The organism is Pseudomonas sp. ACN8, assembly GCF_002303925.1.
Lineage (GTDB): Bacteria > Pseudomonadota > Gammaproteobacteria > Pseudomonadales > Pseudomonadaceae > Aquipseudomonas.
The window spans coordinates 126202-139022 of record NZ_MRCS01000013.1 but is presented as its reverse complement, the minus strand read 5'-3'; the positions used below and the strand labels follow the sequence as shown (position 1 = coordinate 139022).

12 protein-coding genes are annotated in these 12821 nt (G+C 61.2%); 8 read left to right on the top strand and 4 right to left on the bottom strand.

Annotated elements, in window-relative coordinates; translation table 11 throughout:
* Positions 1-102 precede the first annotated feature (102 nt).
* Complete coding sequence (locus BSF44_RS09915; RefSeq protein ID WP_095943352.1) at positions 103-915, top strand: gamma-carboxygeranoyl-CoA hydratase; 813 nt, start codon at positions 103-105, stop codon at positions 913-915.
* Entirely contained in the window at positions 915-2870 is a 1956-nt protein-coding gene (locus BSF44_RS09910; RefSeq protein WP_095943351.1) for an acetyl/propionyl/methylcrotonyl-CoA carboxylase subunit alpha, read from the top strand. Before BSF44_RS09915 ends, BSF44_RS09910 begins: the two co-directional genes overlap by 1 nt.
* A 39-nt stretch (positions 2871-2909) precedes the next feature.
* Here the strand turns inward: BSF44_RS09910 and BSF44_RS09905 are convergent, their stop codons facing one another.
* Positions 2910-3557: a LexA family transcriptional regulator gene (locus BSF44_RS09905; RefSeq protein WP_095943350.1), complete on the bottom strand. Its 648-nt coding sequence runs from the start codon at positions 3555-3557 to the stop codon at positions 2910-2912.
* A gap of 129 nt (positions 3558-3686) precedes the next feature.
* Between BSF44_RS09905 and BSF44_RS09900 the strand changes: the two genes are divergently transcribed.
* On the top strand, positions 3687-4028 hold the full coding sequence (locus BSF44_RS09900) for a DUF6124 family protein (RefSeq protein WP_095943349.1): 342 nt from the start codon (positions 3687-3689) through the stop codon (positions 4026-4028).
* A 486-nt stretch (positions 4029-4514) separates the two neighbouring features.
* Entirely contained in the window at positions 4515-5660 is a 1146-nt protein-coding gene (locus BSF44_RS09895; RefSeq protein ID WP_172435327.1) for a carboxypeptidase family protein, read from the top strand.
* A 62-nt stretch (positions 5661-5722) separates the two neighbouring features.
* On the opposite strand, the gene BSF44_RS09890 is transcribed toward BSF44_RS09895, so the two are convergent.
* The gene (locus tag BSF44_RS09890; protein WP_095943348.1) at positions 5723-6268 is read right to left on the bottom strand and encodes a cytochrome b; all 546 of its coding nucleotides are present in this window, start codon (positions 6266-6268) and stop codon (positions 5723-5725) included.
* Entirely contained in the window at positions 6265-7350 is a 1086-nt protein-coding gene (locus BSF44_RS09885) for a catalase family peroxidase (protein ID WP_095943347.1), read from the bottom strand. Before BSF44_RS09885 ends, BSF44_RS09890 begins: the two co-directional genes overlap by 4 nt.
* A 163-nt stretch (positions 7351-7513) precedes the next feature.
* On the opposite strand from BSF44_RS09885, the gene BSF44_RS09880 reads away from it, so the two are divergent.
* From BSF44_RS09880 to BSF44_RS09870, 3 genes are all read left to right on the top strand, one after another.
* On the top strand, positions 7514-8020 hold the full coding sequence (locus tag BSF44_RS09880; protein WP_095943346.1) for a sigma-70 family RNA polymerase sigma factor: 507 nt from the start codon (positions 7514-7516) through the stop codon (positions 8018-8020).
* On the top strand, positions 8017-8769 hold the full coding sequence (locus BSF44_RS09875) for an anti-sigma factor (protein ID WP_095943345.1): 753 nt from the start codon (positions 8017-8019) through the stop codon (positions 8767-8769). Before BSF44_RS09880 ends, BSF44_RS09875 begins: the two co-directional genes overlap by 4 nt.
* A gap of 257 nt (positions 8770-9026) precedes the next feature.
* Positions 9027-10340, top strand: coding sequence for a leucine-rich repeat-containing protein kinase family protein (locus BSF44_RS09870; protein WP_095943344.1), 1314 nt, complete (start codon positions 9027-9029; stop codon positions 10338-10340).
* Positions 10341-10476: 136 nt separating this feature from the next.
* Here the strand turns inward: BSF44_RS09870 and BSF44_RS09865 are convergent, their stop codons facing one another.
* Complete coding sequence (locus BSF44_RS09865) at positions 10477-11181, bottom strand: YebC/PmpR family DNA-binding transcriptional regulator (RefSeq protein ID WP_008051121.1); 705 nt, start codon at positions 11179-11181, stop codon at positions 10477-10479.
* Positions 11182-11406: 225 nt separating this feature from the next.
* On the opposite strand from BSF44_RS09865, the gene BSF44_RS09860 reads away from it, so the two are divergent.
* Positions 11407-12819: a type VI secretion system Vgr family protein gene (locus tag BSF44_RS09860; RefSeq protein ID WP_095943343.1), complete on the top strand. Its 1413-nt coding sequence runs from the start codon at positions 11407-11409 to the stop codon at positions 12817-12819.
* Positions 12820-12821: the final 2 nt, after the last annotated feature.

Sequence of the window (12821 nt, the reverse complement as noted above, 5' to 3'; positions counted from 1 at the left end):
GGTCTTGAGGACGCCGCTGGGTGTCAGGCTTGCAGCGTTATCGTTGACGACCATCGCGAGCAAGCTCGCTCCTACAGAATAGAGTTGTGGAGACGGACGAATATGAGCGAATTCAACACCCTCGAACTGCTGAGCGACCCAAGGGGTTTTGCAACCCTGTGGCTCAGCCGTGAAGAAAAGAACAACGCGTTCAACGCCGAGATGATCCGCGAACTGATCCTCGCCCTCGACAAGGTCGCGAGCGATGCCAGCCTGCGGTTTTTGATCGTGCGCGGTCGCGGCAAGCATTTCAGCGCCGGCGCTGATCTTGCCTGGATGCAGCAATCGGCCGAACTCGATTACGCCACCAACCTCGATGATGCCCGGGAACTGGCGGAATTGATGTACAACCTGGCCAAACTGAAAGTCCCGACCCTGGCAGTGGTGCAAGGCGCAGCCTTTGGTGGCGCGCTGGGCCTGATCAGTTGCTGCGACATGGCCATCGGCGCCGATGACGCGCAGTTCTGCCTGTCGGAAGTGCGCATCGGCCTGGCGCCGGCGGTGATCAGCCCGTTCGTGGTGCAAGCCATCGGCGAGCGCGCGACCCGTCGCTACGCCTTGACCGCTGAACGCTTCGGCGGGCAACGGGCTCGGGAAATCGGTTTGTTGTCGGAGAGCTATGCAAGCGCCGAGCTGGAACAGAAAGTCGAGCAATGGATCGACAATCTGCTGCTCAACAGTCCGGCCGCGATGCGCGCCAGCAAGGACCTGTTGCGTGAAGTCGGCGACGGCTCACTGACCCCGGCATTGCGCCGCTACACCGAAAACGCCATCGCCCGCATCCGCGTCAGCCCCGAAGGCCAGGAAGGCCTGCGCGCCTTCCTGCAAAAACGTCCGCCGAGCTGGCAAGCACAAACCACCAAGGAGCCCCGTTGATGAGCGCACCTGTCCTCACCACCCTGCTGGTGGCCAACCGTGGCGAAATCGCTTGCCGGGTGATGCGTACCGCCAAGGCCCTGGGCCTGACTACCGTGGCCGTACACAGCGCCACCGACCGTGACGCCCGGCACAGCCGCGAAGCCGACATTCGGGTTGACCTCGGTGGCAGTAAAGCCGCCGACAGCTATCTGCAGATCGACAAACTGATCGCCGCCGCCAAGGCCAGCGGCGCCCAGGCGATTCACCCCGGCTATGGCTTTTTGTCGGAGAACGCCGGGTTCGCTCGCGCCATCGAAAACGCCGGTTTGATCTTCCTCGGCCCACCCGCGTCGGCCATCGACGCCATGGGCAGCAAGTCCGCCGCCAAAGCCTTGATGGAAACCGCCGGCGTACCGCTGGTGCCCGGTTATCACGGTGAAGCCCAGGACCTGGAAACCTTCCGCGCCGCCTGCGAACGCATCGGCTACCCGGTGCTGCTCAAGGCCACGGCCGGGGGCGGCGGCAAAGGCATGAAAGTGGTCGAGGACGTCAGCCAACTGGCCGAAGCCCTGGCCTCGGCCCAGCGTGAAGCGCAATCGTCGTTCGGCGACTCGCGGATGCTGATGGAGAAATATCTGCTCAAGCCACGTCACGTGGAAATCCAGGTGTTCGCCGACCAGCACGGCAACTGCCTGTACCTCAACGAACGCGACTGCTCGATTCAGCGCCGTCACCAGAAAGTCGTCGAAGAAGCCCCTGCTCCGGGTCTGAGCCCGGAGTTGCGTCGGGCCATGGGTGAAGCCGCCGTGCGTTCGGCACAGGCCATCGGTTATGTCGGTGCCGGCACCGTGGAGTTTTTGCTGGATGCGCGCGGCGAGTTCTTCTTCATGGAGATGAACACCCGTCTGCAAGTGGAACACCCGGTCACCGAAGCCATCACCGGCCTCGATCTGGTAGCCTGGCAGATTCGTGTGGCTCGTGGCGAAGCCTTGCCGATGACTCAGGACCAGGTGCCACTGGTGGGTCATGCGATCGAAGTGCGGCTGTATGCCGAAGACCCGGGCAACGATTTCCTGCCGGCGACCGGTCGCCTGGAACTGTATCGCGAATCCGCCCAAGGGCCGGGGCGTCGAGTGGACAGCGGCGTTGAAGAAGGCGACGAGATCTCGCCGTTCTACGACCCGATGCTCGGCAAGTTGATTGCCTGGGGCGAAGACCGTGAACAGGCGCGCTTGCGCCTGCTGAGCATGCTCGACGAATTCGCCATCGGCGGGTTGAAGACCAACATCAACTTCCTGCGGCGCATCATCGGCCACCCGGCGTTTGCCGATGCCGAACTGGATACCGGCTTCATTCCGCGCTATCAGGAGCAATTGCTGCCGGCCCCGGCGGAACTCAGCGATGATTTCTGGCAAGCCGCCGCCCAAGCGTTTGCCCAGAGTCAGCCGCCAGTCACCCGCGCCGATGACCCGAGTTCGCCGTGGGCGGCGGGTAATGGCCTGCGTGCGGGTTTGCCGAGAGAAATCACCCTGCACTTGAGCTGTGAAGGCCAGGACCGGGCGCTGACCCTGGGCGACATCGATGCCCACAGCGCTCGGCTCAAGGGCGAGCAGCTGCTGACCGAGCAGGCTGGTGTGCGCCGTCAGCACCGCGCAATACGCCGTGGCGATTACGTGTATTTGCAGTGGGATGGCGAGTTGCACCGCATCGAGACCTACGACCCGATCAGCGCCGTCGAGGCCAGCCACAGCCATCAGGGCGGGCTCACCGCCCCCATGAACGGCAGCATCGTCCGGGTGCTGGTGGAAGCCGGGCAATCGGTCGAAGCCGGGGCGCAATTGGTGGTACTGGAAGCGATGAAGATGGAGCACAGCATCCGCGCGCCCCATGCCGGGGTGATCAAGGCGCTGTATTGCCAGGAAGGTGAAATGGTCAGCGAAGGCAGTGCACTGGTCGAACTGGAAGAAGCGTGAAATGAAGATCGGTCCTACGCACCGCGAGGACCGATCTGATCAGAACCTGGCTGTTGCCTGAACCACTACGCCGATGATTCGACACTCTTCGGTGTACAAGGCTTTCGGATACGTCGGATTGAGCGGGACCAGATAACGCTGCCCGCCCTCTTCGATGAGCTTGCGGAACGTCGCTTCGGCGCTGCCCGGCCACTGGGCAATGACCAGTTTGCCAGGCTCGGCGTCCACCGCAGGGTCCACCAGGATCAGCATGCCTTCCGGAATGCTCATGCCATTGGGTGCGGTCATCGCATCGCCTGCCACCCTCAACCAGAATGCCGGCCCCCGGGCGTGGTAATCGGACAGTTCAAAGTGCCCTTTTCCGTACGCCGGGACCTCGCCGTCGCGCACTTCGACAGGTTCGCGCCAGTCACTGACCGGGTAGCGAAAGTACGGGTTGTACTTCTGTGTCAGGGGAACTTCGTCGTCCGTTGACGCCAGCGGTTCCCGGATCACCAGCGCCACTTCGAGAAACTCAAGGCCCAGCGCCCCCAGCACACGGTTCATGTCTTCGATGCCGGGTTCACGACGTTTGTTGAGCCAGTGGCCAATGCCGCCCTGGGACATCCCGAGGCGCTCGGCGAGTATCTCTTGAGTGATTTTGAGTTCACTCATCTTGGCCTTGACCAATTCAATCCATTTATCCATGTGCGGCACGATACGTGGGCGACTCCAGCCATCAAAACACAAAATGTAGTATTTAAATTGTCGTCACAAATACAGTTCGTATTAGGATCAATCCACGGATCTGAATCTAACACGGAGCTTGCCATCGCCATGAACCCACCCACCAACGACCGCCTGGACCTGCAAATCGACAACACCTTTACCTCGCCCCTGGACTCTGCGGCGGCACAACGCGCGCTGGACTATTACTTGAAACCAGCTATTTCGGAGGAAGTGGCCGAGCCGCGTTTTTTTGATGTGAACCGCAATATCAGCGGCGAAGAGGCGCTGGTCCATGCCCTGGACCTGTTGCGCTGTGCTGCCGCCACCGCGCACGAGTCAGCCAGTCACCTGCAAGGCGCAAGCCGCGACCTGGCGTTTTCGACGGTGCACATGATCGACATGGCCAAGGCGATGGTCGATCGATCGCTGGAGAAGTATGAAAACGGTTGAAGTGAGAAGGCAAATCGAGAGGACTGGAAAGAATTTTCCTGTCGAGCAGGCAAAAACGCTTGACCCTCAAACGAGAATGATTATTATTGCATCAACTGATCGCGAGATCAGCCGATGGACCAGGTCGCCTTAGGTCGGTCTCCTGGACTATCTCCTCATCAGGCTAATCACGGTTTTTGACCCGGCTTTTTGCCGGGTCTTTTTTTGCCAGTTTTTTCTGGCTTTGGCTTCAGGCTAATGAAGTCTTTGGGTGCCGCAAACTCGATGGCGCGGATGATATCAAAAGAATACCAGTTGGCAAGAGAAGCCCGGCATCATTGGTTCAAACCAGCGACAGATAGCACTTGAGAATCAGTCGCACAGTCTCTAAGCTGCGGCGGCGTCAAGGAGGACGCCCCCACCTGTGCACCCCGCAATTCCCCTCGGTTTCCCCCCACTCTTGCGTGTAAAGTAGCCGCCATAAAAATCTTGATCAGGAACCCAACCGTGGCTAAATCCTCCCTCGACATCAGTGCCAACTTCGACAGCGGCAACATCCAGGTGATCGACCTCAGCGACCCGCTCAAGCCCCTGCTGGCGATCCGTCCCGATACCAAAAGCAACCATTTCCAATGGTTCCACTTCAAGGCCAGCGGCCTGCATGTCGGCCAGGACCACTGGTTTCGCCTGAACAATGCCAGTCAATCCTCCTATAACAAGGCCTGGACCGGCTATCAGGCGGTAGCGTCCTACGATCACGTCAACTGGTTCCGCGTACCCACCATTTTCGAGGGCGACTGCCTGCGCTTCAGCCTCGAAGCCGAGCAGACCCACGCCTGGTTCGCCTACTTCGAACCCTACAGCCGTGGTCGCCACGACTGGCTGATCGAGCAGGCGCTGACCAAGGCCGGCACCGAACTGCTGGCCACCGGCAAGAGTGTCGAAGGTCGCGACATCCAGCTATTGCGCAAAGGCACCGGCGCCGAAGGCCAGCGCAAAGTGTGGATCATTGCCCAGCAACATCCGGGTGAACACATGGCCGAGTGGTTCATGGAAGGCGTGATCGAGCGCCTGGAAAGACACGACGACCCGGTTTTGAACAAACTGCTGGCCGGCGCCGACCTGTACCTGGTGCCGAACATGAACCCGGACGGCGCCTTCCACGGTCACCTGCGCACCAACGCCATGGGCCAGGACCTGAACCGCGCCTGGCAGAACGCCAGCCAGGAGATCAGCCCGGAAGTCTTTTTCGTACAGCAGCAGATGGAAAAGTACGGCGTCGACCTTTTCCTCGACGTCCATGGTGACGAGGAAATCCCTCACGTCTTCACCGCCGGTTGCGAAGGCAACCCCGGTTACACGCCGCGGATCGAAAAGCTCGAGGAGCACTTCCGCAGTCATCTGAAACGCACCACCAAAGATTTCCAGACCAGGTATGGCTATGTGCGCGATGAACCGGGTCAGGCCAACATGACGCTGGCCTGCAACAGCGTGGGTCAGAAGTACGATTGCCTGTCATTGACCCTGGAAATGCCGTTCAAGGATCACGACGATCATCCGAACCCGTTGACGGGCTGGTCGGGCAAGCGCTCGAAGCAGTTGGGCAAGGATGTACTCACCACCATTGCGGATATGGTCGATACCCTGCGCTGATCACCCTTCAAGATCAAAAGATCACCGCCTGCCGCAGGCGGCGATCTTTTTCTCCATGGCTGCTAGCCGCGATCCTTGCCCCGCAGCATGCTGTCCAGCACATCATCGCGACGCACCCAGCCGTGAAACAACGCGGCTGCCAAATGTAGCAACACCGTCAGAAACAGCAGGTACGCCAGATACCCGTGAGCCTTGCGCAGGAACGCAAACACTTGCGCATTGGCCGGCACAATCGATGGCAACTGCAACGAACTACTGAGCATCACGGGCTCACCCGACGCCGAAATCATCGCCCAGCCCAGCAGCGGCAAGACCAGCATCAAGGCGTACAGCAACACATGCGAGGCCTTGGCCGCCAGCGCTTGCCAACCTGGCAGATCCGCCGGCAGCGGTGGTTGCGTGGTAGAGAAACGCACGACCAGACGCACGATCACCAACAGCAAGATCGCAACGCCCAAGGGTTTGTGCAGATGAATCAGCCATTCATGCCGCTCGGAGACCGAGGCGACCATGCCGGCGCCGATAAACAGCATGGCGATGATCATCAGCGCCATCAGCCAGTGCAGCAGACGCGCCAAGGGTGCGAAGTGGTTGGGTTGAGTGCTCATTGCTGGGCTTCCTGTTTGGCGGCGGGCAACTGGCTGACTTCGCTGGTGCGACGCAGGTAGGAATTGGCGTAACCGGCTGAGCGAGTGGCGAGCAACGGGTCGTCGGAACCTTCGATGCCGGCGGGCAATACCAATGGGTCGTAGTTGATGTCACGGCATTCGCCATTGAGCTGCGGCTGGGTTTTTTCCAGCACCAGCGTGCCCGCGTTCAGCACCTTGCGCCCTTCGGGCCAGGCTTTGCTGGCGTCGTTCACTGGATCGCCAGGATTGGCCAGGATGATGTTCAACTGCCAAACCAACGGCCCTGCGGCAATGCGCTGAACCAGGTCTTTCTCCAGAAAGTCGCTCCCCTGCGGCACCGCAGCACCCGGCGCATCCTGAGTCACCGGCACCATGCTCCAGCGCACGGCCTGGCGTTGTCCGGTGGCGCTCACCAGATAGAAAGCGTTGACGCTGTTATAGGTCTCCGTGACGTAACTGGCTGAAGGCTTGGCGGTCTTGATCCAGGCCAGAAACGGGGCGGCTTCCGGATGTGCACCGAAAAACGCCGGCACTGCGGCGGGGTCCGGTTTGCCGGTAGCGGGTAGCGGCGACTGCGCCTGCTGCAATTGATAGAACGCCTCGGGCGTGCCCACCGGGAACACCGGCATGCTGTTCATCCCGGTGCGCCACTGCTGGCCGTTGGCCTGAGTGAAGCGCAAGGCCATGCTGCGGATCGGCGCGGCACTGTCCGGCGCGTAAGGGTTGCCGGACCCCAAGGCGAAACGCCCCACCACCGGGGTCTGCGTTTCGTTGAACACCTGGGCGGTGGAGTAACTGCGAGCCTCGCCGCTGCTCTCGAAATGCCCGATCACGCACACACCTTTGGAGTGGTTGCGACGGAAACCCGGATGCACACCGTTGTTGGTTTCCAGCACGTTGATCAGTTTCTTCGGGGTCAGCCGCTGTGGGTCGAGGGTGCCGTTGACGTAGGCAAACGCCCCTGCCACGGCGGCAACGACCACGGCAATGCCAGCCAGGCGCAACGTCAGGCTCGCCGCACTCAAGGGTGGCCGGGTTGGCGGTGATGATCGATCTACCATGAAAGACTCCAGGGCCATCGGCCACAAGTGAGAAGAATCAAGCAGACGAACCGCTCGCAGGTTTATTCCCACGCGCGGTTTTTATTTTTTCTGACGTGGAATAACCTCGAATGCCGGGCGTCTTCCTGGTCCACAGTCAAGCGTAGTGACTAGCCAGAACTTCATGAACGATATCGACGAACAACTCAGAGAAATCATTCCCGGAATGCGGCGGTTTGCCGTGTCGTTGACGCGCAATACCAGCAGCGCTGACGATCTGGTGCAGGCGAGCCTGGAGCGGGCACTCTCGAGTTGGGCCAGCAAACGCGCCGAGGGCGACTTGCGCGCCTGGCTGTTCTCGATTCTCTATCGGCAGTTTCTCGATGCGCACCGCCGCTCCCGGCGCTATGCGCGCATGCTCGAATTCTTCACCGGGCGTAATGATGCACAGCCTTCGGTGGAGCGCACCGTGATTGCACAATCGACCCTCAACGCCTTCGACCGACTGCCCACCGAGCAACGCGCGCTGCTGCTCTGGGTGTCGGTGGAAGGCTTGAGTTACAAAGAGGTCGCCGAGATTCTCGACGTACCCACCGGCACCGTGATGTCCCGCCTGTCCCGGGCTCGCCAGGCCCTACGCCAACTCAGCGAGGGCGAAATCAACCGCCCTTCCCTGCGGAGACTCAAATGATCAGCATGCCCCCCAGCGAGCGAGACCTGCACGCCTACGTCGACCACCAACTCAGCGACGCCGACCGACGCCTGGTGGAGACTTTTCTGGCCACTGACCCGCAGGCGGCCGCGCAAGTGCGCGCCTGGCAGCGGGATGCCCAGGCACTGCGCGCAGCCTTGGGGGGGGCCTTGCAACACCCCTCGAACCCGGACCTTGATCCAGTCGTGATACGCCAGCGCCTCAAACGCCAATCCCGTCGACACCTGGCCAGTGCCGCGGCGCTGCTCATCGCCGTCAGCGTCGGCGGATTCAGCGGTTGGCAAGCGCGGGAGATGACACTGGCGAGCCCCCAACTGCCGATGACCGATGCCCTGCAGGCGTATCGCCTGATTGCCCAGCAAGGTCTCCTGCCGGCAGATTACAAAGTCGGCGACGACGGTGACATGCAGGGTTGGCTCGACCGCTACTTCAGCCAGGCCAATCGCCTACCCGACCTCTCGGGTGCCGGCTACAAGCCGGCCAGCGGGCGTTTGCTGAGTACCGAGCAAGGCCCTGCGGCGATGGTGGTCTACGAGAACCAGGGCGGGCAGAAAATCAGTTTCTATGTGCGCCCGCCAGGGCCGAAAAACTTCCTGCTGCCCAGGGGCAGTCGCAGCGATGGCGAGTTACAGGCCGAGTACTGGTCGGGAAGTGGCTACAACTATGCGATGGTCAGCCCGGCGGATACACCGGCGGCGCGGATGCTCAAACAGACCACTCAGTTCTGATCACACCCCCTGTGGGTGCAAGCTTGCTCGCGATGACGGCCTGACAATCACTGAGATGGTGCCTGACAGACCGCTATCGCGAGCAGGCTCGCTCCCACACTGGATTTGTGTCGGATACAGAATTTGTGATCTACACCGATCAAATGTGGGAGAGCCTGCTCGCGAAGGCGACCTGACAGTCGCCACATCTTTCCCGCTATCATGTCGCCCATTTCCAGGGCCCCGCGCCCTCCCCTTGGTAAATGGCGAATCTGTTCATGCATACCCTTGCTCAATTGCGCGCCGGCGAGTTGTCGGGCATCACGCGGCTGGATCTGGCCGAAGGCCTGACCGAGTTTCCCCGGGAGATCTTCGATCTGGCGGATTCGCTGGAAGTGCTCAACCTCAGCGGCAATGCCTTGAGCGCACTGCCGGAGGACTTGCATCGCCTGACCCGTTTACGCGTGCTGTTCTGCTCCGATAACCGCTTCACCGAGTTGCCGGCCTGTGTTGGCCAATGCGCCGCACTGACAATGATCGGCTTCAAGGCCAACCGCATCGCCCACGTGCCCGCAGCGGCACTGCCACCGCTGCTGCGCTGGCTGATCCTGACCGACAACTGCATCGAGACGCTGCCGAGCGAGTTGGGAGAGCGGCCCTACCTGCAAAAGCTCATGCTGGCCGGTAACCGCCTGCAGGCGTTGCCGGAGTCGATGCGCAATTGTCATCGGCTGGAGCTGATCCGCATCGCCGCCAACCAGTTCACCGACTTGCCGCAATGGCTACTGACGCTGCCGAGCCTGACCTGGCTGGCCTATGCCGGTAACCCACTGGAAACCGAAGCCGATGCGGCCGCCCTCGACGCCACACCGCGCATTGACTGGTCGACATTGCACCTGGAGAAAAAACTCGGCGAAGGGGCGTCCGGGGTGATTCATCAGGCCGTCTGGCAATCGGCCGACCAACCGCCCATGGCCGTTGCGGTAAAGCTCTACAAGGGCGAAATGACCAGCGATGGCTCGCCGCTGCACGAGATGAACGCCTGCATTACCGCCGGGTTGCACCCGAACCTGATTCGCGTCGAAGGGCGGATTGTCGATCACCCGCAACACACCGCCGGGCTGGTCATGCAGTTGATCCCACCGAGTTTTCTCAACCTCGCCAGCCTGCCGAGCCTGGCGTCGTGCAGCCGCGACATTTACCCCGACGACCTGCGCTTCAGTGCGGCGGTGGCGCTGCGCATTGCCTCGGGCATTGCCTCGGTGGCCGAGCACCTGCACGGCCATGGCATCACCCACGGCGACCTCTACGGGCACAATATTCTGTGGAATGAGCAGGGTGATTGCTTGCTGGGGGATTTTGGCGCGGCGTCGTTCCACGAGATTTCCGACAGCCTTGAAAGCCGAGCCTTGCAACGGATCGAGGTGCGGGCATTCGGGGTATTGCTGGGGGAGTTGCTGGAGCGGGTTGATTCGGGGTTCAGCGCTGAACAGCGTGGGGCGCTGGAGGATCTGGAGCGGCGTTGCTGTCAGCCGCAGGTACTGGCGCGGCCTGGGTTCAGCGAAGTCGTGCGGCAATTGGAAAGCCTGTGACCGCTGCGCGGTCAATCGCGAGCAGGCTCGCTCCCACATTAGATCGCGCCCGACCAGACAACTCGGTCAACTGTGGGAGCGAGCCTGCTCGCGATGACGGCCTGCCAGACAACAGAGCCGTCATTGACACAAAGATTTAACCCGCCAACCCGACGAACATATCCTGCACGTCGTCATGGTTATCGAGGCCTTCGAGGAACGCTTCGACTTCCGCCATCTGCTCATCGCTCAGGCCGCTGACCGGGTTTTTCGGCTGGTAGCCCAGTTTGGCCGACAGCACGGTGAAGCCTTGTTCCGGCAGGGCTTTCTGTACCGCATCGAGGTCGGTCGGCTCGGTCAGGAACAGGGTCGCACCTTCTTCACCCGGTTCGAAATCCTGTGCACCGGCTTCGATGGCGGCCATTTCCGGATCGGCGTCCGGGGTGTCCGGCGACGCTTCGATCATGCCGACATGGTTGAAGTCCCAGGCCACCGAACCGGAAGCCCCCAGCTGGCCCTTGCGGAACGCCACGCGGATCTCGGCGACGGTGCGGTTGATGTTGTCGGTCACGCACTCAACGATCAACGGTACCTGATGCGGAGCGAACCCTTCATAGGTCACGCGATGGTATTGCACGGTCTCGCCCAACAGGCCCGCACCCTTCTTGATGGCGCGATCCAGTGTTTCCTTGGGCATCGAAGCTTTCTTGGCCTGTTCAACCACCAGGCGCAAGTGCGCGTTGGTAGCAATATCAGCGCCGTTGCGCGCAGCAATGGTGATTTCCTTCACCAGTTTGCCGAAGATCTTGCCCTTGGCATTAGCTGCCGCTTCTTTGTGTTTAACCTTCCACTGTGCGCCCATTTCTCACTCTCTTATCTGTGGCAACTGTGGCGCCGAGACTTCTATTGGCCGACGCTTTGCGCAAGTTTATACGGCCTAAAGTTGGCAATCGACCAAAAAATCCCGACTTGCATCGACATCTTCACCAGCGGTTGTAGGGCGATTCGGAAATGTCGCTTTAGCGTGCCCGCAATGCGCCGGGGTTTCGTACGCTTTGCACCCTACTCCACAGCGGTAGCGAGTTCGATGCACAACGACAAGGAAAGTCCCACCACCCTGACGCTTCTCGACGACGACCTGAGCTTCCAGGTGGTCCGGTTCAGTGGTCATGAAGCCCTCAACCAGCCCTATCGATTCGACATCGAGGTGATCGGGCTGGCACCGGCCCTGAACCTTGAGCGATTGCTGCATCAACCGGCGTTCCTCGAATTCGGCCACGACCAAGGCATTCATGGCGTAATGCACAGCGCCAGTTGTGAGCATCGAAGCGGACACCGGGTCGCTTACAAACTGGCGCTGGTACCCCGTGTCCTGGCGCTGGATCAGCAACGGTGCCGACGTATTTTCCAGCGTGCCAGCGTACCCATGATCCTGCGCCAGTTGCTGGAGGAACATGGGTTGCCCGCCGGCAGCTATCGTTTTGAACTGGCAACCGGGCACTACCCCCTGCGACCTTTTTGCATTCAGTACGAAGAAACCGACCTGGCGCTGCTGCAACGGCTGTGCGAGGAAGAAGGCATCCACTATCACTTCGAGCATCAACGCGACGGCCATGTGCTGGTGCTGGCCGATGACAGCCTGAGTTTCCCCCAGGAACCGCTGCTCATGTCGATGAGCAGCAGCGAACACCAGGAACCTGTGATCAGCGAACTGTTCCAGCGCCATGATGCTCCGCTCTCCCCTGTGCGCCCAGACGCCAGGAATCCGGGTACAGCGGACATCAGCGAAGGCGCAGCCAATCACTCGTTCGCCACGGCGAGGCACTGTCCCGCTGGCGAACAACAACATCGCGACCAGCTCAGTCGTCGACAACTGGAACGCCTGCGCTGCCGACACCTGCAGATCCACGGTCAAAGCAACCAGGGGACATTACGCAGTGGCGGAATCCTGCAGGTGGCCGAGCACCCGCTGGCGAATTTCAATGATCAATGGCTGGTTACCGAAATCCGTCATCAGGGCCGTCATTCATCCATTCTGCTCGATGACACACCCGACATGGCCCAGGGTTACCGCAATCAATTCAGCGCCATCCCCTGGTCTACGGTGTTCAGGCCGGCGCTCAAACAACCCAGGCCGAGTATCCCCGGGTATCAGCCTGGTCAGGTGTGCGGCCCGATCGGGCAACCGGCGGCAGTGGACGAGGATGGCCGGGTTCAGGTGAACCTCTGGCCCGCCACACCATCAGCCGCGGAGGCGTCCGACGGCCTGTGGCTACCGCTGGCGCTGACCACCGTCGAGGACTGGATCGATCCGGCCCGCTTGCCCGTGGCTGGCAGCGAGGTGCTGGTGATTTTCCTCGACAGTGACCCGGATCGCCCGGTGCTTTGTACGGCCATGGGCCCTCGGCCACAAGCTCACCGCCCTCGCCCGCGTGAGCCCCGTGGCGATACCCGCCTGCTGTTCGACTGGCTGCTCAACCGCTCGGACCTTGCGCACTGACG